The organism is Planctomycetota bacterium, assembly GCA_018242585.1.
Taxonomy (GTDB): domain Bacteria; phylum Planctomycetota; class Planctomycetia; order Pirellulales; family PNKZ01; genus JAFEBQ01.
On record JAFEBQ010000025.1, the window covers coordinates 65,026 to 89,983 of the forward strand.

A 24,958-nucleotide genomic window follows, 5' to 3' on the forward strand; every position below is an offset into this window, starting at 1 on the left:
ACGCCGATTAGACCACGCGAGGCCGCCCTAGGCGAGGCCGCCACCTGACTCTTGAGCACCGCAGGTGCGACGAACTACGCCGAAGCTGGCGCCGGATACTTGACGCGGCCGTGATAGATCGCCGACAGCGACTTGATCAGGCTGTCCTCGATGGTCCGCAATTGCTCGAGCGTCATGTGGCACTGGCTGAACTGCCCGTCGATCAGCTTCTTGTGGCTGATTTCCTCGACCAGGCTTTCGATCCGCGCGGGCGTCGGCTCGACCAGCGCCCGGCTGGCGCTTTCGACCGCGTCGGCGATCATCAGCACGGCGGTTTCGATCGTCTGGGGCTTGGGACCAGGGTATCGGTACGAGCTTTCCTCGACCTCGGTCTCGTCCCCTTCGGCGTCGCTCCGTTTGTTGGCGCGGTTGAAGAAGTATTCGACCAAGGTTGTGCCGTGATGTTGCTCGATGAAGTCGATGATCGGCTGGGGCAAGTTGTGCTGCCGCGCCAAGTCGGCGCCGTCCTTGACGTGGGCGATGATGATCAAGGTGCTCATCGCCGGCACCAGCGTGTCGTGACGATTCTCGCCCGCAGCCTGGTTCTCGACAAAATAGTTGGGCTTGAGCATTTTGCCGATGTCGTGGAAGTACGCCCCCACGCGAACCAGCAGCCCGCAGCCCCCCACCGCCTCGGCCGCCGCTTCGGCCATCGAGGCCACGTTGATCGAGTGGTTGTACGTGCCCGGCGCGCGGCGGACCAACTCTTGCAACAACGGGTGCGAGACGTCGCTCCATTCCAGCAAGCTGATCTCGGTCAACACGCCGAACATCTTTTCGATCATCGGTAGCAAGCCGGTCAGCAGAAACCCGGCCGCCAAGGTACAAACGGCATTCCGCGTCGCATAAGCCCACAACGCGCCGTTGTTCCCTTCAATTTCCCAGGGCCAACCCAGCGGCTGTTCATCGAGCAAACCGACTCCTAGGGAACAGGCCGCCGCCACCAACGCCGAGATCGCGCCGACCTTGAGCAGCTTGCTCCGGCTGCGAATGTGACCCAATTGAACGATGGCCGAGCAGACGACGCTGATCAGGACCATGAACTCGCCCAGCCCGTGCCCCGTGGTAGTGACCAGGACCATGGCCATCGACAGCGTGAGCATCAAGGCCACATCGCGATGATAGGCGATGGCGAACGTCATGCCGAACAGTAATAGCGGAATCAGTTCCGCGCCGTAGTCGCTCATCCAGTGGACCAGCAACACCGCCGCCACGGCCGAGATCAACAACGTCGACAGCCGGAACAGGTCGGTCACCAGCCGGCGCTCGTGATGATATAGGTAGTAGCCACCCAGCACGAAGATCGTGACCAACAGGCCCAGCACCGCCACGGCCCGCTCGACGCACTCGCGCCAGGTCAGCGAATTGACGTACTGGTTGTGTTCAAGTTCCAACAGGACGAGCGTGGCCGCGTCCAATGGCTTATTGGCCAGGGCAAGCAACTGGTGCGGTTCGAAATATTTGAACTGTTCGGCCACTGCGGCCGCGGCGGTGTCGCGAACCTGCAGGGTCAGCTTTTCGTCGTATTCCAGCGTGCTGGTCAAGCGCGGATGGAGCCAGTTGAAGATCGGCCCGACCGTAGCCGGCGGCAGATGGTGTCCCAGCCGACGCAACAGCGACCCGCCGTCCCCAATCAACACGTCGGCCACTGGCGTGGGGAACTTATCCTTGGGTCGGCCGGTCGGATAGACCCAAATGTCCTTACGGTTCCCTTCGCCGTGCGCCTCGGGCAACTTGTCGAGCAGGCCTTGCTGTTCGAACTTGGAAAAGACCTTCCCCAACTCTTCGCCCAAGGTTTCCAGGTTCGCGGCTCCGCCAAGCGCGGCGCGGAACTGCTGAAACACTTCTTCTTGCTGTTCGGTATCGGGCAGGTTGTCTTCCTTCTTCGCGGCGCCGTTGGCCGGCGCGGCGAGGGCTGCTTGTATCTGCTTGCGCGTTTCGGGGTTCAGGTCGGCCAGCGTGTTGGCGTTGACCACCTCGGACAGCACGTGCTGCAAGTTGGCTCGCAGCAGTTGCAACCCCTGGGGATCCTGGCGATAGACGACCGGCTCGCGGTTACGGGCCAGATTTTGCTGCTCGCGCAGCGCGAACGGGTCGGGCTGCTTGAACTGGATGCGCGAAACGATGTCCCGGTTGGGCACGTAGCCTGGGCGGAAGCTGAACGGTGGTTTCCAGGGGACCGTCAGCGCCCACAACGATAGCAAGGCGATCGCGCAAACGGCCAATCGCACCAGCACGTCGCCACGGCGCAGCGAGTCGAGCGCCTGCTCGATCCGCCCCGGAGGCAACTCGAGCACGGCGCCCCGCAGCGAGCGCAATCCACGTTTTCGGCCTGTCGACATGATTGGTTTCGCGAGCGGCGCTTAGTGGCGCCGGGGTCCGTCCTCGTAGGCCCGCACGATTTCTTGAACCAGCCGGTGCCGCACGATGTCGGCGCCGGTCAGGGTGATGTGCGCCAGGCCGTCGATATCGTGCAGCCGGCGATGGGCGTCGATCAGGCCGCTGCTGACGTGCGGCGGCAAGTCGATTTGGGTCGTATCGCCCGAGACGACGATCTTCGAGCCGCGCCCCATGCGCGTCAGGAACATCTTCATCTGGGCCACGGTGGTGTTCTGGGCTTCATCCAGGATGATGAAGGCTTCGTTCAGCGTCCGGCCGCGCATGTACGCTAGCGGCGCGACTTCGATCACGTCCAGCTCGGTGAGCCGCTTCATCTGATCGAAGTCGATCATCTCGCGCAGCGCGTCCAGCAGCGGCCGCAGGTAAGGGTTGATCTTGGCTTGCAGGTCGCCGGGCAAGTAGCCCAGGCTTTCGCCCGCTTCGACCGCGGGACGGACCAGGACGATCTTGCGCACGCGCTCCTGACGTAAGGCCTGGACGGCCATCGCCACGGCCAGATAGGTCTTGCCGGTCCCCGCCGGTCCATGGCAGAAGACAACGTCGTTCTCCATGATCGAGCGGACGTATCGGGCCTGGCCCAGGGTGCGCGGTTGCACCTTGCGGCCGGCGTGCATGGTTTCGATCACCGGCGCGTCGGCCGGCGCACCCTTGCCCGTGACCGCTTCGATGGCCAGGGCGACATCGTCGGGGGTGACGTGTCCGCGACGTTCGGCCAGTGACTTGAGCTGTTCGAGCACGCGGGTCGCCTGGGCCACGGCGGATTCGGTCCCTTCGACGTGGACCTCGTCATTGCGGGCCGAGATTTTGACCCCGAAGGCGTCGCGAACTTGCCGCAGGTGCTGGTCGCGCGTGCCGAACAAGGACAGCAGCGCCTGAGAACCGACGACCGAGATGTTGGTTTCCGACATTCAACGACCGCCGGCTGCGACGCGCGGCGAACCGAGGGACCAGCATGCGAAACGAGGCCGCTCTCCGGGTGCAACGACACCGGCCGACGGCCCCGATCTATTTTACCCGCGCGTTGCAAAAGGGATACGCGCCGCGGAGTGAATCGCCGCAAGGTATTGCTGGATAGTCGCTTGCGGTTTTCCGCACGATGAGTCACAGCAGCCGGATTGGTAGCGATTGAATGGTTTCCGCGGGTTGAAGCAAGCGTTCTGGTAGGGCCTGGCAATCAAGGCGATTGGTTAGAGACGCACTCGCCAAGAAGCCATAGAGTCCAGCACAGATAGGCCACCGGGGCAGCGAAGAGGATCGAGTCCAGAATATCGAGCACGCCGCCGAAGCCGGGCATCCAGTTGCTGCTGTCCTTGCAACCTAGGTCTCGTTTCAGCAACGACTCGGCCAAGTCTCCTAGTACGCCCGTGGCGCTGATGAGGAGCCCGTACACGATCCAGCCCCACGGATTCGGCACGAATGTTCCCGCGTACGTATAAGGATCCTTCGGCCAGTCGAGGAGATAGCTGCTCAGCCACGCTCCCAGACAGCCAAACAGCAACCCACCGACAAAACCTTCCCAGGTCTTCCTAGGGCTGAGGACAGGGGCCATCTTGTGCTTGCCGAACAGCCGGCCAAACGTATAGGCGCCAATGTCGCACATCTTCACCGTGGCGATCAACGAGGCCAGCGCCACCATGCCAATGCGCCCACCGCCGCGATACAACCGCACCTCGATCACGAATACAAGCAGCACGCCGACATAAAGGATGGGCAGCAGTGTGACGCCCAATCGCTCGACGATCCCGCCCGGGCCAGTGTAGCGGCGCATTTCTAGTAACAGAGTGGCAAGCATCGCCAGCGCCACAATTACAAGCGCCATGCCTGACCAACGGAGCTGGTTCAGTATTGTCTCGACGTAAACCTCTAGGTCGGACATGCCTGCGGGCGAATCACGGTCCCAGAGTAGGGAAATGATCGGGTGAATACAGGTCGCCAGCACGAGTGCCACATTTGCTGGATAAATCACCCAAGCATGCGGCTGCAGGCCGCGCTGCCGCATCATCCAGATCAGCTCACCGCTGCCCAGAATGGCAACGACAACCGCCAGTGGCAAAAGCCAGATGCCGGAAATGATGGCATAGGTGTCCAGGCAAGACAGCCCGACCACGGCCGCCACAAGCAACGTCCCAAACAACAACCGCCATCTCAGCATTCTTCACCCTAGGCAATCAAAGAATTTGCACCACAGAGGACTCACTTAGGAGTTTTGAACCGCAAAGACGCAAAGGTCGCAAAGAAGAATACCAAGAAGGCTCAGAGATCGTTCGCAATTCGCTTGATGCCATCTTTAAGCAAGCCGGTATTGAAGTTAATCAACAAACCGAGTCGCCGGCCGCTCATCTTGAGGTACGAAAGCAATTGGGCTTCGTGAATCGGAAGCAATCGATCGACCGCCTTCAATTCGACAATCACACAGTCATCAACGAGTAGATCGATGCGATAACCGACATCTAATTTGATGTCACCGTACACGACTGGCTGCGGTAGCTGGGTGTCGACCCGGCAACCGCGACTGCGCAACTCATAGGCCAAACACGCCTCATAAGCCGATTCCAACAGCCCAGGCCCCAACGCGCGATGCACCTTCAATGCCGCATCAACGATGACGCTGCTCACCTGATTCGCACGATCAGATTCTGGGCTCGCCGTCACTGCCCCATCCTCCCTCTTGTCTTCTTTGCGACCTTTGCGTCTTTGCGGTTCAAATCTCTCCGGCCTGTTCTCTGCGCCTCGGCGGTAAAACCTGTCCTAATTTGTGTTGCGACCTCTGCGATTCAATCTTTTGCCAGTCACTGGTTAAGCCCGCCGTAGCGGCGGTCGCGGTCGGCGAAACTGCGAATCGCTTCGTGCAGCGACGCTTCGTCGAACTCGGGCCAGCAGCGCTCGGTGACCCACAGCTCGGCGTAGCTGATCTGCCAGAGCAGAAAGTTGCTGATCCGCAGTTGCCCCGCCGTGCGAATCAACAAGTCAGGGTCCGCCATGCCGGCGGTGTAGAGATGGTTCGCCACCAGGTCTTCATCGATCGCGGCCGGGTCGAGCGTGCCGGCCTGGGCCTGCTCGGCCAGTTGCCGCGCCATGTCGACCAGCTCGCCGCGTGCGCCATAGTTGATGGCCAGGCACAGCGTCAGCCCCGTGTGCCCCGCAGTGATCTCGATCGTCTTGTCCATCGACCGTTGTACGTCGGCCGGAATCCCCTCGCGGCGGCCGATCACTCGCAGGCGGATGTTCTCGTCGCAGAGCGTCTGCCGCTCTTCGATCATGTACTGCTCGAGCAGGTGCATCAGGAAGTCGAGTTCCGCTTGCGGCCGCTTCCAGTTCTCGCTCGACAGGCAATAGAGCGTGAGTTGCTCGATGTCGAGCCGGGCGCACTCCTCGGTCGTGCGCCGCACGCTGGCCACGCCGTGACGATGCCCCTCGATCCGCGGCAGCCCGCGGCTTTGCGCCCAGCGGCCGTTGCCGTCCATGATTACGGCAATGTGCCGCGGTCGACGCTCGGGCAGCACGCCGAGCGCGGCCTGGGCAGCTTCTTTGGCGGCAGCGGTCGGAATGGCCACGTGGAAAATCCGAATGCTTAATGCTTAATGCGAAATGCTTAATGAAGGCAGACGGACAAGCCGACACAGCTAAACCGCGAGCAACTTCGCGGCGCTTGTTTTGAAGATCGTTTGCGCGCGGTCGGGGCCGACCGAGGCGATCTCGACCGGGCGGCCGACGACTTCGGCAATCCGATCCAGGTAGGCCCGAGCGTTCGCCGGCAAGTCAGCATAGTTCGTGACGTGCGTGATTTCTTCCTCCCAGCCGGGCAATGTTTCGTACACCGGCACGACGCGTTTCACGTCATCGACGTGACTGGGGAAGGTGGTTATCCGCCGACCGTCCAGATCATAGGCCGTGCAGATTTTCACCTCGGGCGAGGCGCTGAGCACGTCGAGCAGCATCACCGCCAGGCAATCGGCCCCGCTCAACCGCGCCGTGTAACGGGCTGCCACGGCGTCGAACCAGCCGCACCGCCGCGGACGGCGCGTGACCGTGCCGTATTCATTCCCGCGATCGCGCAGACGCTGGCCGATGGCGTTGTCTTGCTCGGTCGGAAACGGCCCGCCGCCGACGCGCGTGTTATAGGCTTTGATCACGCCGATCACGCGCTGCAAGTAACGTCCCGGCACGCCCGAGCCCGACGAGATGCCGACGCCCGAGCTGTTGCTGCTCGTCACATACGGATAAGTGCCATGATCGACGTCCAGCAGCGCTCCTTGCGCCCCTTCGAACAGCACGCGCTTGCCGCCTTCCAAGGCGTCGTGCAGCCAACTGGTCGTGTCGGTCACCATCGGCTTGAGTCGCTCGGCGTAGCCCCGGTATTGTTCGGTGATGGCGGCCGGGTCGAGCGCGGCGAACTTGTCGGAGCCGCCCGCCAGAGTCGTCAGCCACAGGGTTTTGTCGGCGGCGATCCGCTTGACCCGATCGGCGAAGTCCGGCCGATACAAGTCACCCAGGCGAATCGCCGAGCTGCGGCCAACCTTGTCGCGGTAGCAAGGGCCAATGCCACGCTGCGTGGTGCCGATGGCCCCCGCGCCCGCGGCCCGGGTCTCTTGCACCCGATCTTCTTCCAAGTGCCAGGGGAAGATCACGTGAGCACGGTCGCTCAACAGCAGCGAGCGCGTGCAGTCGACGCCGCGTCCGGCCAGCCCGTCGATTTCGCCGAGCAGGCTGTTGGGGTTGATCACGACGCCGCCGGTGACGACACATTGCACGTTCGGGCGCAACACGCCGCTGGGGATCAGCGACAGCTTATAGGTCTGGCCATTGGCGACGATCGTATGGCCGGCGTTCGCGCCCCCCTGGTAGCGGACGACGACGTCGTGGCGCTCGGTGAGCAAGTCGACGATTTTCCCTTTGGCTTCGTCACCCCATTGCAGCCCGATCACACACGTTCCTGGCACGAGCAAACCCTTTCGTCACGGCGCAGTGGTTGTTGCGCAATAAAACCGTCGGCAACGGGACCGCGGCGCATGCTACCGCGCAGGAGGCGGCGCTCGGCGCGTAGCGCCAGCCCGGAGAGTCCCTCGGAAGTCGCCTGGCACAAACCGATTAGTTTAGGACACCGGTGCTTGGCGAACAAGGTGCGGCGGGGCTGTCGCCCGCGGCCTGCCGAGCCTAAAATTGCCTGAAACCTGGGGTTTTTCTCGCGTTTTGTCCGCTGGCGCTCCGCCGCTGGTCGCCGGTTCCGTAGCCCTTCACACGCCCGCGTCATTCGATGCAACTGGTCGATCACACTTGTGCCACGCCCGAGGAGAACCTGGCGCTCGACGAAGCGCTGCTCGACGAGGCCGAGGCCAGCGACGAGCCGCACGAGGTGTTGCGGCTGTGGGAGTCGAACCGGCCGCTGGTTGTCGTCGGCCGCTCGACGCAAGTGGCCGTCGAGGTGAACAGCGCCGCCTGTGACGCGCGGGGCGTGCCGGTGCTGCGCCGTTCGAGTGGCGGCGGCGCGGTGGTGGCCGGCCCGGGCTGTTTGATGTACGGCGTGGTGCTCAGTTGCCGGCGGCGGCCCGAGTTGCGCAGTATCGACGCCTGTCACCGGACGGTGATGGAAGCGACGCACGCGGCTTTGGCGCCGCACTTGTCCGAGATCGCTTTTCGCGGGACGTGCGATCTGGCCTGGCGCGAACAGAAATTCTCGGGGAACAGTCTCCGCTGTCGTCGCGACAACGTGCTGTATCACGGGACGCTGTTGTACGACTTCCCGCTGGAGTTGATTGCCGAGTTGTTGGGCAAGCCGCAGCGCGAGCCCGAATATCGACTGCGCCGTTCGCACGCCGAGTTTGTCACGAACTTGCCACTGGGGCGTGACGTGCTGCGCCAGACGCTGATCCGCGCCTGGCAAGCCGACGAACCGCGCACCGAGTTACCCCTGGCCCGCATGCGGCAACTAGTGGCCGAGAAATATTCGGACCCGGCGTGGAATGCGCGGCACTGACCAGCCGTATTGAGCGGGCAACCGACAGTTAAGCACTTATTGCCGGCGACGCCGGCACACCTCTCCCTTTAAGGGAGAGGTCGCGAGCGCAGCAAAGCGGGTGAGGGTAAACGCGTGGCAGGCCAATCGACGTTGCGCCAACGAGCGAACCGCTCTGTGCGCAAAGTCGTTTGGCCCGCGACGTCTTGCCCCTCCCCCTCCCTGAAAGGGAGGGGTGTTTGTCGCGCGCGATGATGAAGGCAAGCCTGAGAAGGAAACCGCTAGCCGTCTTGCGGCGGGCATTCGATTACGCCCAGGATCTGGCCCGTTGTCACCGGGTCTTCTTCGTCGACCAAGATGTCGACCAGGATGCCGCTGGCCGGAGCGACGACGTCGATGGTCACGCCGTCGGCCAATAGCTCGACGACGCGGTCCCCTTCGGTGATTAGCTCGCCGACTTCGATGTACCAAAGGCTGAGCGAAACGGCGTCGAGGCCCAGCCGCGGCACTTCGATATTTACGCGGTCAGCCATCGCGCCCTTCATTTATCGGTAGAGCAACCAAGCCGGCGGCTCGGCCGCCGTTGTCGGTGGCAGAGCCATCGGCTTGGGCGCACGGCGTCACACTTCAACGAAGCCGCACTACCCCAGCGATTCGGCCATTTCGCGGGCGTGATAACTCGAACGGACGAACGGCCCGCTGGCCACCTGGGCGAAGCCCATCGCGCGAGCTTGCGCGCCCAACTCGTCGAACTCCTCGGGGGGGATATAACGCTCGACCGGCAAATGCTCGGGCGTCGGCTGCAGGTATTGCCCCAGCGTCAGCATCTCGACCCCGTTGGCCAGCAAGTCGGCCAGCGTGTCGAGCAGCTCGCCCCGCGTCTCGCCCAGGCCCAGCATCAGCCCGCTCTTGGTGCGGACGGCCGAGTTCAAGCGTTTGACCCGCGCGAGCAGTTCGAGCGTCCAGCGGTAATCGCTCTTGCGCCCCCGCACGGTGCGATAGAGCCTGGGGACGGTTTCGGTATTGTGATTGAACACTTCCGGCGCCGCGGCGACGACGCGCTCGATAGCGCCCGGCTTGTCCAAGAAGTCAGGCGTCAGCACCTCGACCGTCGCGCCGGTCTTGGCGCGCACGGCCAGCACGCACTGGTAAAAGTGTTCGGCCCCGCCGTCGGGCAGATCGTCGCGCGTCACCGAAGTGATTACCACGTGCTTCAGTCCCAGGCGGAAACTCGCTTCGGCCAGCCGCTGGGGTTCATCGAGTGCCAAGGGTTGCGTCTTGCCTTTGTTCACTGAGCAAAAGCCACACGGCCGCGTGCAGACATTTCCCAGGATCATGAACGTGGCGGTCTTCTGGGACCAACACTCCATCCGGTTCGGGCACTTGGCCTCGACGCAGACTGTTTCCAGGTTCAACTCGTCGAGCAGCCGATCGGTGTAGAAGTTGGCGTTTCCCAGTGGGACATTGCGCTTCAGCCAGCGCGGCAAGCGCTGGGGCGACGCCGTGGTCGTGGCTGCTTCATGCTCGTGGCAGCCGCCGCTTTCGTGGCCAGCGCCCGACGAGCAGCAACCGCCGCTCCCTTGATTGGCGCCACCTTGATTGAGAATGGGCAGACTATCCAGCACGGGCGGTCACTCCAGGTTGGGCCACGCGCGTGCGCACCAGCAGCGGATGTCCGGTCAACAGATGATGCCGCGGCGTCTCGAACGCTGCGGCCAGCGACGTGATGATGTGTTGTCGCACCAGGCTCGGCCGCACGCCGCGCGGACGTTCGGTGGCCAGGCTGCTCATCGCCAGTCCTGTCGCGCGATCAGCGCCGACGCGGCGCACAAGCTGCATGTTGGGATCGACGTTCACGAACGCCCCGTGATAGGTGACGCCCGAGCGGACTGCCGCGCCAACGGCGGCCAGTTGCCCGCTGCGTCCCCACAGCCCGCGTTGGTCGGCGCGTCGTTCGGTGACAAAGCCCGCGGCGCGCAGCGCGCCGGCCAGGCCCGCCTCCAGTCGAGTCAGGTAATCGCCCACGGTCCAGCGATGCCAGGCCAGTGGTACGATCGGATAGATTGCCAGTTGCCCGGGCGCGTGCAGCAGCGCTCCGCCTCCCCGGTTGACCCAGCGAACGTCGAGTTGCAGGCTTTGCAGTTCGTCGGCGTCGAAGTGAATGTCGGTGCGCGAGCCCTGACGGCCGACGGAAATGCCGCGCGGATGCTCGCAGATCAGCAACGTGATCAGGCCGTCCGAGCGGCCGGCGGTCTCATAGACCAGTCGTTGTTGCAGCGCCAGGCTCGAAGCAAAGTCGAGCGTTCCCAGCAGGTGGACCATCATGGCGGCCGAGCGATCGGCGGTGGTGGTGTCGGGCGTCGCCATGCGGGAGTTTGCTAGGGGAAGTGGGGTGAAAAGTTCGCCGCCGCGCGTGCTGTCACAAGTTCACTTAGTTTGGCTCGCCTGGCCCGGGCGTCCCTGGGGCACGCTTGAGCATTATCAGCGAGCCGAGTACAAAGGATCGGCGCGCGCCAATCGATCAGTCACGTGTACTTTATCACGCCGGAAAAACTGCGGGAAGGGCGAAGCGCGGGCCTACCGCGGGGCGTGTTTTCGCGGCGCTAAACGGTTGCCGGTTCAAGCCTTCTGCCAGGGGAATGGTCGAGCGTTGGCCAAGTCAAATTCTAAGCCTGAAGACCCGGCGCACGACAACGAGCGCCTGATCGCGCAGAACCGCCGCGCGCGGCACGAGTACGAAGTGATCGACACGCTCGAATGTGGCATCGTCCTGGTGGGCAGCGAAGTAAAAAGCCTGCGCAACGGCAAGGTGACCATCGAAGAAGCCTACGCCCAGGTCAAGCTCGGCGAGGTCTGGCTCGTCGGTTGCGACATACCCGAGTACAAGGAAGCCAACCAGTTCAATCACGAGCCGCGGCGGCAGCGGAAGCTGTTGTTGCACAAGCACGAGTTCGCCAAGTTCGCCCAGAAGTCGACCCAGCAAGGGATGACGCTGGTGCCGCTGAAGCTGTACTTCAAGAAGGGGCGGGCCAAATTGCTGTTGGGTTTGTGCCGTGGTCGACAACTGCACGACAAGCGCGAGAAGATGAAGAAGCAAGACACCCAGCGCGACATCGATCGCGCCATGCGTAAGAAATAACGCGGACGACCTCAAATCGAGTATTCGGCGAATCGGCCCGAGGCCCTTGGCGAGACCTGAGATGCTCAAACTGTTGAATGTTCGCAAAGGGTTCGCCAATCCCGAGGGGGGAACCCTGCCGATCCTGGACATCGAACGGTTCGAGATCGCGCCGGCCGAGCAAGTGTTGCTGATGGGGCAAAGCGGCTCGGGCAAGACGACCCTGCTGCATTGCATTGCCGGCTTGGCGGTTCCGGACGCGGGGGAGATTTGGCTCGACGGGGTGAACATCGTCAAGCTCTCGGAACATCGTCGCGACACCTACCGCGCGACCAAGCTGGGGTACGTCTATCAGACGTTCAATCTGTTGCCGGGTTTCACGGCGCTGGAGAATGTGCTCTTGGGAATGAGCTTTGGCGGGCAGCATGCTGACCGTGCCCGCGCGCGGCATTTGCTCGAGCGCGTGGGCCTGGGGCGGCGAACCGATCATCGGCCGGCCATGCTCTCGGTCGGCGAACAGCAGCGCGTGGCCGTGGCCCGGGCGTTGGCCAATCGGCCCAAGCTGTTGCTGGCCGACGAGCCCACGGCCAGCGTCGATGCTCGGCATCAACAGCAGATTATCGACCTCGTCCGTGATACCTGCCGCGAGGAGCAAGTGGCGCTGCTCTTGGTCACGCACTCGACGCAGTTGGCCGCGCAGTTTGAGCGCGTCGAACACTTGGATCAATTTAACCGGGCCGTTGCCGTCTGAATGGAAGCGCGGCGCCACGGCGATAAGGCGAATGCAATTTGAACCGCAAAGACGCAAAGGACGCCAAGAAACACCGAAGAGGATTCGACCACGACGGCACGACGGACACGACGTAGGAAATGATGAGTGGTGAGTGATGAGTACGATGGGGCAGCGCGCGGGCCTGTGGCCCTGCGGCTAAACCGCGAAGCGTTCTTCACTTCTCCATCTTTCCCTGTGCCTCCGTGGTGAATACTGCATTTTCTCTGCCTCCTACGTCGTGACCGTCGTGACCGTCGTGGTCGAATTCTTGCCGTCATTTCGCCTTGGCGGCTCATCGGATTTCAGAACTTCAAAAGAGTAATCAAGTAACATGAGTCTGTGGCGAATCGCCTGGAACAGCTTGAAATACCGCCGGCTGTCGTCGGCACTGACGGCGTTTTCGATGGCGCTCGGCGTGGCGCTGGTCGTCGTGGTGCTGGTCATCTACGCCACCATTCGCTCCTCGTTCGCGCGCGGCTCCGAAGGTTTTCACCTCGTCGTCGGTCCCAAAGCCGGACGGCTGGAACTGGTGCTGAACGCGATCTTTCATCTGGGGACGCCGCCGGGAAAAATCCCCTACAGCTATTACAAGGAGTTCCTCCCCGGCGGCAAGTTCGCCAACTACGTGTCGACGGCGGTGCCGATCTGCCTGGGGGACAACTATGAAGGCTTTCGGGTTATCGGCACGTCGGTCGACTTCTTTCCGGCCGGTACCTTGCCGGGCAAGCCCTATGTGTTGGCCACGGGACGCGCGTTCGAGCCGCAGGGTTACTTCGAGGCGGTCGTCGGTTCGCAAGTGGCCCGACGCACCGGGCTGAAGGTGGGCAGCGCGTTCGAGCCGACGCACGGACTGGCACACGACGAGATCGGCCACAAGCACGACGCGTTCAAGGTCGTCGGCGTCCTAGCCCCCACCGGCACGCGCAGCGATTACGCCCTGTTCGTGAACATCGAAGGTTTTTATCTGCTCGATGGCCATGCCGAGGCGCCCCCCGCGGGCGCACCCAAGCGAGCCAAAGGCGAGCCGCTCCCCGAGGATCAACGGGCGGTGTCGGCCGTGCTGGTCCGTTGCAAGATGGACGCCTTTGGCCAGGCGCTGCAGCGCGCCGTGTTCGACGGTCCCGTGGCCCAGGCGGTATTTCCAACTCGCGAGGTGAAGCTGCTGTTCGAGACGCTGATCGCGCCGATGTTATTTATTTTACTGGCTCTGGCGGTGCTGGTGGTGATCGTGGCCAGTGTGGGGCTGATGGTCAGCATCTATAACTCCATGGCCGAGCGCCGCCGCGACATCGCCATCATGCGTTCCCTCGGCGCCGGTCGTCGCACGGTGCTGACGGTCGTCTTGCTCGAATCGCTGCTGCTGGCCGCCGTCGGAGGATTGTGCGGCTGGGCACTGGGGCACGGGCTGATCGGGCTGTTGAGCCCAGTGATCGAGAACTACACCGGCGTGTCGATCCACTTCTGGGAATCGCCACAGCTTGGGGTGCTCTTGGACCCGAGCACGCGCAGCCGGCTGGGCGATACGCTGGTCCACACGCCGATCGAGTTACTGTTGTTGCCGGTGATCATCGTCGCCGCGGGCCTGGCCGGATTGCTGCCGGCGGTCACGGCTTATCGCACCGACGTGGCGAAGACGCTGTCGAGTTGAAATGACGAAGTAAATGCGATTGAACCGCAAAGACGCAAGGGGCGCGAAGAAGACGAAAAGAGTTCGACCACGACGACACGACGGTCACGACGTAGGAGGCGGAGAAAACGCGGTTTTCATCACAAGGCACAGAGGACACGGAGAAAGACGGGAGAGTGAAGAACGCTTCGCGGTTTAGCCGCATGGTCATAGACTCGCGCGTTGTTCGCAATTACACGTCACTATTTTTCTTACGTCGTGTCCGTCGTGTCGTCGTGGTCGAATCCCTTTCGTCGTTGTTTTTTGACTCCGTGTCCTCTGTGTCCTCTGTGGTGAATTCACCGCGGCTGAGCGCTGTTCTGGCGGACGAGTTGCAGGTCGTACTCGACCTGCGGCGGGTTCGACGGCTCGTTCACCATGAAGCGGCGCTCGACCGTTTCTTGAATCACCAGGTCGGGTTGCTCCTGGGCGATGATGTCGGCCGGAAAGCCGGTGTTCACCCCCAAGTAGCGCACGTGCTGGAAGTGCTCGGCCAGATACGGGCCGATCGCTTCGCCAAATGAATCGTGCAGCATCACCACGCGGCGAATCTCGCCGGTCGGACAGCTCGACGTGAAATCGCTGTACCCCTTCGACCAGTCGGCGGGGCCCGACTTCGTCTGGCGAGGCTGCTTGGGCGTGAGGGTCACCAAATCCTCGGAGTAGCGGCGGATCGACTCGATGGCCACCGCCAGCAGTCGCCCGTCGGCTGCTTGTCGCGAGACGGTAAAGTCATCGAGCGACGCGGGCCGCAACTGCGGAAACCACGGGACCAGCGTCTCGCACGTCTGGCGATAGCCCAAGTAGCCGCCGTAGTCGTTCCAATGATTGTCGGTCTTGTGATAGGTGGGCCAGTTCGCCTTGCCGTCGATCAGCCGTTGGCACGGGTCGACAATGGCCAGGTTGGTGTGGACTTGCAGATGGGCCGAAAGCTGCTGCCAGCGCGACTGGGGGTTCACTCGCGTCATGCCCAACGGCAGGTGCTCGGAGTAGACGGTTTGCTGGTTGGGACAGACCATCAGCACATAGCGAATGCCCCGCGCGGCCAGCCATTGCTGCCGGGCGGCGAATACCTGTTGCCACTGGTCGAGTTGCGGGGGAGTGAACGGTTTCAGGCAGCGATAGTCCGCCGTCGAATCATCGATGGTCGAGAACAGCCAGCCGTTGCGGCCGATCATCACGATCGAGCCGCGAACTTCCTTGTTCGAGGTCCGGGTCAGTTGCTGGGTCGTCACGCCCGACGTCACGCCCAGGTTGTACAGCCGAATCAGCGACCGCCGCGCGCCCAAGTGATCGTTGAACCAGCTCTCGAACTGCAACGGAAACGTCCGCAGCACGCCGGTGCGCGGCAACGTGACCAGTCCGTAACGCTTGGTTTCGACGTCCGGAAACTTGGCGGCCCGGCGGTTCTCGGTTCGTTCGATCAACTCGCCAACGCCCGGGCGGTTCAGAGCCGTCAGCGGTGCGAAGCAGCCCAAGATGAAGAGGACAACGAGGGCCAGGTCGCTAAGGCGGCGCGCTGGCGGCGTGATATTGATTCGCGCTGGTTGCATGGGCGTTAGCGAGTCGTATTGCCCGGCTGCTTGGCCAGGTACATTTGCTGTTCGGTGTCGATGGCCGCCGGGTTCTTCGGGTCATAGATCATCAGCCGGCGCTCGACCATTTCCTGGATCACGATCTCAGGCCGTTCCTGCTCGATCAGGTCGGTGGGAAAATCAGCCGTCCAGGCATAGCGGACGTGCTGCCAGTGTTCGCTGACGAACGGCCAGAGCGCCCAGAAGAACGAATCGTTCAGCACCACGGCCCGGCCCAGTTCGGCCTGGGGTTGATTGGTGATGCGCGATTCACCGGCCGAGACCGGCAAGTTGCCCACGGCGATTGCGCGGCGCGGCTGCTTGGGCGCAAGCTTTACCATTTGCTCGGGAAAGCGGACGATCGACTCGACGGCGTGCGATAGTTCTTGACCTTCGGCCTCGCAAACGGTGACGTGGTAATCGTCGATCCGCCAAGGCCGCAGCGCCGGATACCAGCCTTGCAGCGCCTGGCACAGGTGTTCATAGGCCAGGAACGCGCCGTAGTCGTTCCAGTGCGTGTCGGTCTTGTGGTAGGTGGGCCAGTTGGCTTTGCCGGCGATCAGTCGCTCGCGCGGGTCAACGGTCACCATGTCGGTTCGCTCGCGCAGACGAGCGAGCAGTTGATCGGTTCGCGAATACGAGTTCACCTTGGTCAAATTGCGCGGCATGTACTCGCCGTAGATCGTGTGGCTGTTCGGCGCGATCATTAGCACGTACTTAATGCCCCGCCGCGCCAGCCAGTTGTGCCGCGCGACAAGGACTTGCTCCCAGCGGTCCAGCTCCGCCTCGCTGAACGGTTTCGAGCAGCGAAAGTCGTCGACCAGATTTTCAACCGTGGCGAACAGCCAACCTTCGCGACCGATGATGACTTGGGCGTTGCGAGCCTGGCCTTGTTGGGGGCGAACGACGGTTTCGGAAGCCAGCCCGGTGTAAGTGGCCAGGTTGCGGACGCCGATGATCTGGCGCCGGCCGCCGAGATGATCGTTGAACCAGACTTCAAACGTGCCGGGAAACTCGAGCAGCGTCCCTTTGCGCGGCACCCACAGCGGCCCGTGCCAGTGCCCTTCCAGCTTGGGAAACGGCGAGGCCCGGCGCTTCTCGGTTCGCTCGATCACCTCCGACACGCCGTCGCGCCACAAGCCGGTCATTGGCGCGAACATGGCCGCCACGAACACGACGGCCAGCACGAAATTGGCCGAGCGATGCAAGCGCAGCGCGAACGTCGGCGCCAGGGTGTACCCGGCGGCGAGGTGCGGCGGTTCGTAACGCGTGTCGGCCATCTCGATCTGTCGGCGCTAAAAGCGGAAGTAAATGAACGGGTTGTACGTCGAGGCGACCATGTTGGCGGCTGAGCCGACGAAGATCAGGGTCAGGCCCGCCAATCGCGACAGCTCCCACCCGGTGGCCAGGGCCGTCTGCCGCCAGGCGTCGAGCGTGCGGACGGTTTGCTGCTCGTAGCGCCGCACCAGCCAAGGGACGATCGGCGTGCTGGCCAGCGCGCCGGCCAGCAAGGCGACGATCACGCCCGAGTCGAGGAACAGCGCCAGCGGGTACTCGACACTCGACAGGCCATTCAGGCCCAGCATCGCTCCCAGGTAGCCGAGCGCCATGGGGAAGGTTTCGGCCCGGAAGAAGACCCAGCCGACCAGCACCACAACCAGCGCGTAGAGGTGTTGCACCGGGCCCCAGGCGCGCGCTAGCCAACGGCCGACGGCGCCGCGCTCGATGATCAGGAACGCGCCGTGAAACGCGCCCCAAATCACAAAGTTCCAACTGGCGCCGTGCCAGAGCCCGCACAGCAGGAACACGATCAGCAAGTTGGCGTAAGTCCGCGCCGGGCCGCGGCGGTTGCCGCCGAGCGGAATGTAGACATAGTCGCGGAACCAGGTCGACAGCGAGATGTGCCAGCGCCGCCAGAACTCGGTGATCGAACGCGAAATGTACGGGTAGTTGAAGTTCTCCAGGAACTCAAAGCCGAACATCCGCCCCAGGCCGATGGCCATGTCGCTGTAGCCGGCGAAGTCGAAGTAGATTTGCACGGCATAGCAGACGATGCCCAGCCAGGCGACGGTCAGCGACAACTGGTGCGAGGGAATGTCGAAGATCGAATCGGCCACGCTGGCCGCGGCATTGGCCAGGAGCATCTTCTTGCCCAGGCCGATGATGAACCGCTGGATGCCGCTGCTGAAGCCGGCCAGCGTGACGCGGCGCTGGGCCATCTGGGCCGCGACGTCAACGTAGCGAACGATCGGCCCGGCGATCAGTTGCGGGAACAACGCGATGTACAGGGCCATGACGATCGGGTTCTTTTGCGCCCGCGTCTCGCCCCGATAAACGTCGATGACGTAGGACATGGCCTGGAACGTGTAGAACGAAATGCCGATCGGCATCACGACGTACGTGCTGCCCAACTCGGGCAGCCCGACCGCGGCCAACAGCACGTTCAGATTCTGAATTAGGAAGCCGGCGTATTTGAAGTAACCCAACAGCGCCAGGTTGCCGACCACGGCGGCGCTGATGGCGATGTGGCGGCCGGTGGCGCTACGGGCTCGCTCGACCCACAGCCCAAAGCCGTAGTTCATGCCGATCGAGGCGAACATCACCAGGATCAGCAGCGGCTCGCCCCAGGCATAGAACAGCAAGCTGGCCGCCAGCAGCAGCACGTTCTTGCCCCGCTGCGGACAGACGGCGTACAGGGCCAACAACACGGGGAGGAACAAGAACAAAAAGACTGGCGAGCTGAATAGCACGGCACGGCTCTCGCGGCGCAAAGTACAGGAACAGCCGACACTTGGGGGCCGGGACTATAGAAAGTCTGGCCAGTGTGGGTCAAGGTCGATGGAGCGCGTGCCAGCGCTGCTAGCGGTGAAAAGTGCGAGAAACGTGACGAGGGAAAAAGCAATTCGACCACGACGACACGACGGGCACGACGTCGGAAAGACAGCGGCAGAGGATTTGAACCGCAAAGACGCAAAGGGCGCAAAGAAGAACGTGCGGTAGAGGAAGGAGGAGCGAAACACGCTTGCGATTTAGTCACCGGGCAACTGGCTCGCGAGCCTCGCTTTCACGTTCGCTTTCCTTATCTTTCTGACGTCGTGCCCGTCGTGTCGTCGTGGTCGAATTCTCTTCGGCATTTCTTGGCGTCCTTTGCGTCTTTGCGGTTCAATTCCTTTCCATTCGAGTGCGCGCAAGAAAAAACCCAGGGGGTGGGATCCCTGGGCTTGTGGGAGATTGAGTGACTGTTGATGCCGCGCGGGTTAGCCGTTGGCGGCTTTCAACTCGGCCAAATGCTGCGCCGTGCCGACCAGTCGGTCCCAGTTGGCTTCGATGTACTCGGGCGGGCCGCCGATTTGCGACACAACGACGGCCACCGTCTCGGTGGGCACCATTTCGATCGCGTTCCAGGGGCAGACCGTCAGCTCGTACGGATTCGTTTTCTTCTGGGGAATATGCACGCAGACTTCGCAACCGACGCAGCGTTCGAGGTCGATCTGGCAGAAACTTTGCAGGTTGTGGAACTGGTCGTACTGCTGAATCTTCACGATGCAGTCGACCGGACACACCTCCAAGCAGGCTTCACAGCCGGTGCAGTTGTCGGCGTTGATGACGGCGAGCTCTTTGGGGAGCTTCTTTCGAGGGCCGGCTTTGGCCATCGCTAACGTCCTTCAGATAGAGAAGATCGGTTCGTGAAAAATTTCACGCACCCGAGGGTATTGTAGGTAATCGGCCAGCAAAGGCCAATCGGAACAGCAGTTTTAATGTATCCGGGCACGCCAGCAGCAGTTACGCGCCGGAAAGGATGAAAGTTGAACCGCCAAGACGCAAAGATCGCCAAGGAAACGCAGAAGATTTAATCGCAGAGAGCGCAGAGGACTGCGGGGCTGATTTTATGAATCCCTGCTCTGCGTCTCTCCGCGTCCTCTGCGATTCAACTGTATTTGGTCTGCTTGGCGTCCTTTGCGTCTTGGCGGTTCAAATTCCCTGTCTGGGCATTCCCACGTCGTGTCGTTGTGCCGTCGTGGTTGGTCTTTTTCCGAATTAAGAGCGGCCGGGGATGCGCTCGCCGCGAATCAGATCCTCGAACGTCTGTCGCGCGCGAATCAGCTCGGCCTTGCCGTTTTCGATCAACACTTCGGCCGCCAGCGGCTTGCTGTTGTAGTTCGAGCCCATCGCAAAGCCGTAAGCGCCGGCGACCTCGATGATCAGCAAGTCTCCCACCTCGGCGGCGGGTAACGAACGCCGGCAGACAATGCCACCGTCGGTCTGGGTGAAGATGTCTCCCGACTCGCACAACGGCCCGCCGACCACGACATCGAGCATGGGTCGATGCTCGATCGTGCCGTGGGCCAGGACGAGCGACATCGGGTGATGCGCGCCATAGAGAATGGGCCGCGCCAGATTGTTGAACCCAGCGTCGAGCAGATAGAACGTGTTGCCACCCATCTGCTTCACGGCGCGAATCTCGGTGACCAGGTAGCCCGACTCGGCCACCAGGTAACGCCCTGGCTCGATTTCCAGGTGGACCGGGTGCTCGAACTGCTCTTCCAGTCGATGCCGCGTGGCGTTCCACAGATCGAAATACGTCTCGATGTCGATGTAAGAATCGCCCGCCTTATACGGCACCGGCAAGCCGCCGCCGGCGCTGATCGTGGTGAGCGAGCGGCCCACTTCGCCGGCCAGCCGCTTCATCGAGCCGCAGACTTGCGACAGATGGTCCAGGTCGGTCCCCGAGCCGATGTGCAAGTGCAGCCCCGTGACGCTCAGGCCCGCCATGTCGGCCTGGCGCAGGCAATCGTCGAGTTGCTCGTGCCAGATGCCGTGCTTCGATTGCTCGCCGCCGGTGTTGGTCTTTTGGCTGTGACCGTGGCCAAAGCCAGGGTTGATCCGCAGAGTGATCTCGCTGCCCGGCGCTCGGGCGCCAAGCTGAGCGATCATGTCGGGCGAGCCGCAGTTGACGTGCAGCCCATGCTTGACGACCAGGTCGAGCGCGTCGGCGTCGAAGATGTCGGCGGTGTAGACGATCTGCGGCGGCGTGCCGCCCGGCTGGTAGCCGGCCGCCAGGGCGCGGCGGATTTCGCCGGCGCTGACCGCGTCGACCACGACGCCGTTGCGGCGCATCAGATCGAGAATCGCCAGGTTCGAGCAAGCCTTCTGCGCGTAGCGAATGGTGTCGAACGCTCGCAGGTCGTTGATCCGCTCGACGATCTTGGCGGCGTCATAGACGAACGTCGGCGTGCCAAAATCGACGGCCAACTGCCGCACCTTCAGGCCAGCAATCTCGTTGCGCAGCGGCGGGAAGTCTGCGGCGGTGGCGGGGCGGAGACGTTGCGAAACAGGCATGGTCGACTCACCAGAAAACGGAAGCGGAAACATGACGAACGCTCGAAGACGTCGATTCTATCATCGGGCGCTAGCCCCGCGACAGCCCCCGGAGGCCCCGGCGAAACCTGGCGCGGGACGGGGCGTTTTGGCCGAGAATGATGAAGGGAATTCGACCATGACAACACAACGGCACGACGGGGGCAATGCGAAGAAGGTTGAACCGCAAAGACGCAAAGGGCGCTAAGGTAATACGAGGAGATTAAACGCAGAGAGCGCAGAGGATCGCGGAGATTAAGAGTTGGATTTTTTCTCTGCGAAACTCAGCGCCCTCTGCGATTCAAAACGTCTTCGGTTTTCTTCGCGTTCTTTGCGGTTCAATCTCCCTCTTTTCCTCCGTGGTAAATCCCTCCCTCGTCGTGCCGTCGTGTCGTCGTGGTTGGTATTCCGCCTTTCCTGCAATGCCGACCGGTTTGCGTTAGAATCTGCTGAAGTAACATTCCGTCGCTTCTCCACCTCGGCCTCGTGCCCATGCGCGCCACCGCCTGGCAACTCCGCACTCGTTCGCTCGCGCTGCCGCGACGCCCGCTGGTGATGGGCATTGTCAACGTCACGCCCGACAGCTTCTCGGACGGCGGCCGGCACTTTGACCCCGCCGCGGCCGTGGCCCACGGGCTGGCCCTGGTCCAGCAAGGGGCCGATCTGCTCGACATTGGCGGCGAGAGCACGCGCCCCTACAGCGAGCCCGTCACGGCCGCCGAGGAATTGCGCCGCGTGCTGCCGGTGGTTCGCGAACTGTGCCGCGCGGCCGGCGTGCCGATCAGCATCGACACGTCCAAGGCCGAGGTGGCGGCCGCGGCCCTGGACGCCGGTGCCGAGATCGTCAACGACGTGACCGGCCTGGAAGGGGATCCGGCCATGTTGCCGTTGTGTGTCGCGCGCCAGCCGGGCGTGTGCGCCATGCACATGCAGGGCACGCCGCAAACCATGCAGAACGACCCCCGCTACGAGGACGTGGTGGCCGAGATTCTGGCCTACCTGTGCCAGCGCCGCGACCTGCTGCTCGATGCGGGCATAACGCGCGAGCGGATTTGCCTGGATCCGGGCCTGGGCTTTGGCAAGACGCACGAGCACAACCTGGAGTTGCTGCGCAGCGTGTGGCGGTTCCACGCGCTCGGCTGCCCGCTGTTGGTTGGCCACTCGCGCAAGGGTTTTATCGCCAAGGTCATCGGCGACAAAGAGGCCGACCGGACGGCCGGCACGGTGGGGGCGACCCTCGGCCTGGCCCGACAAGGCGTCCAAATCATCCGCGTCCACGACGTAGCGGCGAACCGGCAAGCGCTACAACTCTTCGAAGCCGCCGGGGGCCTCGAGGACGATTCCAAGCCGGCTTAGCAATAATCGCATCACGCTCGATCCTCTTGGGTGGCACCGATGACCTGGCCATCGGTGTTGCGCAGCAACAAGAAACTCGATGGGCACGCGCAACCCCAATGGAAACTCGCCACCCGCACGAGACGGCGTCTGAGGTTTCTTGCGGCCTTCGGCCACCCAGGTGCAAGCACCTGGGCCACCCCTCTGAGAACTGTCGTAGCAGCAGATGAAAACGCCACCTCGAACGCTCCCCTCGCCCCTTGCGGGAGAGGGGTTGGGGGTGAGGGGTAATCGGTCGCACGTTGGCAATTCTCCACGCCAATCCGCTGGGAGTTAAGGCCAACCGGGGGCTATCGGGTGTTGAGTCGGCATCGTTCGGCTATAATTCCGTCCATCCCCGCCAAGCCGACATGGACGACCGCCAATGCCCGTTAAGGATAAGACACGACAGCTTGAGGTGACCGCTGGAAACCTGCGGAATAATCACCTCTATGTCAACAAGCACCTCGACTTCTTCCCCGCCGACGTGATTGGCACGCCGCGCAAGAACGGCAACGGTGATCATCGGGTCGAGATTGTCCTCGATGGCCTGAACACCTGCGTAAAAACGGACATCGGTAGCGACCGACGCACCGGCAAGTCTCGCGGGTTCATTCGCGAGCGGGCGTCCATCGGCAAGTTCTACGCCCACCATCAGATCAAGGCCGGGAGCGTCGTTACTCTGGAACGTCTCTCGGAACGCAAATATCGCCTCAGCGCCCCCGCAAATGGGGAGTCGAACGGCCGCCCTAAGGCGGCTGAATTTTTTGCGGGCATAGGTCTGGTTCGCCTGGCCCTTGAGCGGCAAGGTTGGGACGTCGTCTTCGCGAATGACATCTGCGAAGACAAAGCGCAGATGTACCAAACGAACTGGCCGTCCGATGACCATTTGGTCGTCGAAGACATCCACAAGCTCAAAGCGAAAGACATCCCCGATTGCGACCTGTTTACCGCGTCGTTCCCTTGTAATGACTTGTCGATCGCCGGTCGGTGGGAGGGACTGTCCGGCAAGGAGTCTTCAGCATTCTGGGGACTAACATCGCTGCTTGAGAATTTAAAGGATCGCGCCCCGCGACTCGTGTTGCTGGAAAACGTCGTTGGGTTCTTGATGAGTCGTGGCGGCCAAGATTTCGAGCAGGCGCTATTGGAACTCAATCGACTGGGTTACACCGCCGACGCGGTGATCCTCAACGCGCAACGCTGGGTGCCGCAAAGTCGGGCACGACTATTCGTGATTGCCCAGCGCGACGAGGGCGGCGAGCGAAATACACTGGCTCAAGAGAGCGACGCACGTTCCGAAGCGTTGTGCAAGTTCATCTTTGCAAACCAGCACATTCGCTGGAACATTCGATCACTGCCCCGCTTGCCCAAGCCGCAGAAGCAACTCACCGACATTCTCGAAGACCTACCCGACAACGATAAGCATTGGTGGAATCAAGAGCGCACAGATTACTTTATGTCGCAACTGAGCAACCGGCATCGCGAGCAGGCCGATCGCATGATTCGCGGTCGCTCTTACAGCTATGCGACCGCTTTCCGTCGCGTGCGCTATGGTAAGAGCATGGCCGAGCTGCGGACTGACGGTATCGCGGGCTGCCTACGTACCCCGCGAGGTGGCAGCGGTCGCCAGATTCTTTTCAAAGCGGGGCGCGGCAAATACCGAGTGCGACTCCTTACCGCTCGCGAATGCGCCAGGCTTCAAGGTGTGCCGGATAGCTTCAAGATCGAAGTGTCGCTTAATCAAGCATTGTTCGGCTTCGGCGACGCCGTTTGCGTGCCAGCCGTTGAATGGTTGATTGAGAAGTATGTTGGATCGTTGACCCGATAGTCACTCAAAAAATCTCAGGGGCCAAGTAGTGTCCATAGAGGCTGACGCAATTCGTGCCCTGGCTACGTGGTACGGGAACCTTTCGCTCTATCGAGACAAACTGCCAGCTATGGGGACGCTCTGCGCGGCGCTCGTGGTCTTGCAGAGACTGCGCACTGACTTCGATCTCGATATTGAGCGCCACGTGGCCGAACAGGGTGCTCAGATTGCGACACTCTCGGCGGAATCGGTCGCACGAGTGCTCGCCGAATATGGCGAGACTAGGCAACTCACCAAGGTAGGCGGACGAACAAACCGAGGCGCACGCGGTGACATCGCTGACTTACTTCAGACGATCAAAGGACTTGATCTGGCAACCGAAAGTAGGGAACTAGCGTTAACGGCAATGCAGCGGCACATTGTTGATAACTACGTTGCTCTGCATTTCAAGAAAAAGCGAGTCAAAGCTAGGTTCAACGCTGATCACGATGCAGGCAATTTGATTTCAGAAATCCTGGCCAATGCCCAAACGAGCGGCAAGGCTGGCGCGGTGGCCGAATACCTTATCGGAGCCAAACTCGCACTGATCTACCCAGAAATTGAAATCCGTAACAAACCGTATAGCTCTGGTGACGATCAAGTAGGTCACGAAGGCGATTTTCAGGTCAACAGGACTGTGTTTCACGTCACAGTCGCTCCAATGGCTGGCGTTTACTCCAAAATCCAGGCAAACCTCGATCGAGGACTCAAAGCGCTACTTCTTGTCCCGCGGTCCAAACTTGAGGGCGCATCGCAAAACGTCGCGATGTTATCTAAGCCTGGCGTTGGCGTTGACTCGATAGAAGCGTATTTAGGCAGGAACATCGACGAGCTTGCTAAATCCTAGTTAATCCACCG

At 62.1% G+C, this 24,958-nt stretch carries 21 protein-coding genes; 7 read left to right on the forward strand and 14 right to left on the reverse strand.

Features of this window, described 5'->3' with window-relative positions:
• Window positions 1–74: 74 nt before the first annotated feature.
• The 6 genes from JSS27_12680 to JSS27_12705 all read right to left on the reverse strand — a co-directional run bounded on the left by JSS27_12680 (window position 75) and on the right by JSS27_12705 (window position 7,379).
• Entirely contained in the window at window positions 75–2,381 is a 2,307-nt protein-coding gene (locus JSS27_12680) for an HDIG domain-containing protein (protein ID MBS0209797.1), read from the reverse strand.
• 21 nt (window positions 2,382–2,402) lie between these two features.
• Window positions 2,403–3,347, reverse strand: a complete 945-nt coding sequence (locus tag JSS27_12685) for a PhoH family protein (protein ID MBS0209798.1) — start codon at window positions 3,345–3,347, stop codon at window positions 2,403–2,405.
• Window positions 3,348–3,613: 266 nt separating this feature from the next.
• Window positions 3,614–4,555, reverse strand: coding sequence for a CDP-archaeol synthase (locus JSS27_12690; protein ID MBS0209799.1), 942 nt, complete (start codon window positions 4,553–4,555; stop codon window positions 3,614–3,616).
• Window positions 4,556–4,692: 137 nt separating this feature from the next.
• On the reverse strand, window positions 4,693–5,091 hold the full coding sequence (locus JSS27_12695; protein MBS0209800.1) for a GxxExxY protein: 399 nt from the start codon (window positions 5,089–5,091) through the stop codon (window positions 4,693–4,695).
• 137 nt (window positions 5,092–5,228) lie between these two features.
• Window positions 5,229–5,987, reverse strand: a complete 759-nt coding sequence (locus JSS27_12700) for an isoprenyl transferase (protein ID MBS0209801.1) — start codon at window positions 5,985–5,987, stop codon at window positions 5,229–5,231.
• Between the two features lie 75 nt (window positions 5,988–6,062).
• Window positions 6,063–7,379 carry an adenylosuccinate synthase gene (locus JSS27_12705; protein ID MBS0209802.1) on the reverse strand — a complete coding sequence of 439 codons (1,317 nt, stop codon included), beginning with the start codon at window positions 7,377–7,379 and terminating at the stop codon, window positions 6,063–6,065.
• A 314-nt stretch (window positions 7,380–7,693) separates the two neighbouring features.
• Here JSS27_12705 and JSS27_12710 point away from each other — a divergent pair, with 314 nt between their 5' ends.
• Window positions 7,694–8,413: a lipoate--protein ligase family protein gene (locus JSS27_12710; protein ID MBS0209803.1), complete on the forward strand. Its 720-nt coding sequence runs from the start codon at window positions 7,694–7,696 to the stop codon at window positions 8,411–8,413.
• 260 nt (window positions 8,414–8,673) lie between these two features.
• On the opposite strand, the gene JSS27_12715 is transcribed toward JSS27_12710, so the two are convergent.
• From JSS27_12715 to JSS27_12725, 3 genes are all read right to left on the reverse strand, one after another.
• Window positions 8,674–8,925 carry a hypothetical protein gene (locus JSS27_12715; protein ID MBS0209804.1) on the reverse strand — a complete coding sequence of 84 codons (252 nt, stop codon included), beginning with the start codon at window positions 8,923–8,925 and terminating at the stop codon, window positions 8,674–8,676.
• 108 nt (window positions 8,926–9,033) lie between these two features.
• A complete protein-coding gene (gene lipA, locus JSS27_12720; protein ID MBS0209805.1) occupies window positions 9,034–9,999 on the reverse strand; it encodes a lipoyl synthase in 966 nt (321 codons plus the stop codon).
• Between the two features lie 7 nt (window positions 10,000–10,006).
• Entirely contained in the window at window positions 10,007–10,759 is a 753-nt protein-coding gene (locus JSS27_12725) for a hypothetical protein (protein MBS0209806.1), read from the reverse strand.
• Between JSS27_12725 and smpB the strand changes: the two genes are divergently transcribed.
• The 3 genes from smpB (at window position 10,758) to JSS27_12740 (ending at window position 13,930) form a co-directional block, all read left to right on the forward strand.
• Window positions 10,758–11,531, forward strand: coding sequence for an SsrA-binding protein SmpB (gene smpB / locus JSS27_12730; GenBank protein ID MBS0209807.1), 774 nt, complete (start codon window positions 10,758–10,760; stop codon window positions 11,529–11,531). The genes JSS27_12725 and smpB overlap by 2 nt on opposite strands.
• Window positions 11,532–11,592: 61 nt before the next feature.
• Window positions 11,593–12,261: an ABC transporter ATP-binding protein gene (locus JSS27_12735; protein MBS0209808.1), complete on the forward strand. Its 669-nt coding sequence runs from the start codon at window positions 11,593–11,595 to the stop codon at window positions 12,259–12,261.
• Window positions 12,262–12,613: 352 nt separating this feature from the next.
• Window positions 12,614–13,930, forward strand: coding sequence for an ABC transporter permease (locus JSS27_12740; GenBank protein MBS0209809.1), 1,317 nt, complete (start codon window positions 12,614–12,616; stop codon window positions 13,928–13,930).
• 317 nt (window positions 13,931–14,247) lie between these two features.
• Here the strand turns inward: JSS27_12740 and JSS27_12745 are convergent, their stop codons facing one another.
• The 5 genes from JSS27_12745 to lysA form a co-directional block, all read right to left on the reverse strand.
• Window positions 14,248–15,501 (reverse strand): hypothetical protein, encoded by a 1,254-nt coding sequence (locus JSS27_12745; protein MBS0209810.1) that lies wholly within the window; start codon window positions 15,499–15,501, stop codon window positions 14,248–14,250.
• 5 nt (window positions 15,502–15,506) lie between these two features.
• The gene (locus JSS27_12750) at window positions 15,507–16,802 is read right to left on the reverse strand and encodes a hypothetical protein (GenBank protein MBS0209811.1); all 1,296 of its coding nucleotides are present in this window, start codon (window positions 16,800–16,802) and stop codon (window positions 15,507–15,509) included.
• 15 nt (window positions 16,803–16,817) lie between these two features.
• The gene (locus JSS27_12755) at window positions 16,818–18,272 is read right to left on the reverse strand and encodes an MBOAT family protein (protein ID MBS0209812.1); all 1,455 of its coding nucleotides are present in this window, start codon (window positions 18,270–18,272) and stop codon (window positions 16,818–16,820) included.
• A gap of 507 nt (window positions 18,273–18,779) precedes the next feature.
• The gene (locus JSS27_12760) at window positions 18,780–19,175 is read right to left on the reverse strand and encodes a 4Fe-4S binding protein (protein MBS0209813.1); all 396 of its coding nucleotides are present in this window, start codon (window positions 19,173–19,175) and stop codon (window positions 18,780–18,782) included.
• Window positions 19,176–19,560: 385 nt separating this feature from the next.
• Window positions 19,561–20,862: a diaminopimelate decarboxylase gene (gene lysA, locus JSS27_12765; protein MBS0209814.1), complete on the reverse strand. Its 1,302-nt coding sequence runs from the start codon at window positions 20,860–20,862 to the stop codon at window positions 19,561–19,563.
• 573 nt (window positions 20,863–21,435) lie between these two features.
• On the opposite strand from lysA, the gene folP reads away from it, so the two are divergent.
• The 3 genes from folP (at window position 21,436) to JSS27_12780 (ending at window position 24,947) form a co-directional block, all read left to right on the forward strand.
• Complete coding sequence (gene folP, locus JSS27_12770) at window positions 21,436–22,236, forward strand: dihydropteroate synthase (protein MBS0209815.1); 801 nt, start codon at window positions 21,436–21,438, stop codon at window positions 22,234–22,236.
• A 403-nt stretch (window positions 22,237–22,639) separates the two neighbouring features.
• On the forward strand, window positions 22,640–24,082 hold the full coding sequence (gene dcm, locus JSS27_12775; GenBank protein ID MBS0209816.1) for a DNA (cytosine-5-)-methyltransferase: 1,443 nt from the start codon (window positions 22,640–22,642) through the stop codon (window positions 24,080–24,082).
• A 109-nt stretch (window positions 24,083–24,191) separates the two neighbouring features.
• Window positions 24,192–24,947: a DUF4928 family protein gene (locus JSS27_12780; GenBank protein MBS0209817.1), complete on the forward strand. Its 756-nt coding sequence runs from the start codon at window positions 24,192–24,194 to the stop codon at window positions 24,945–24,947.
• Window positions 24,948–24,958: the final 11 nt, after the last annotated feature.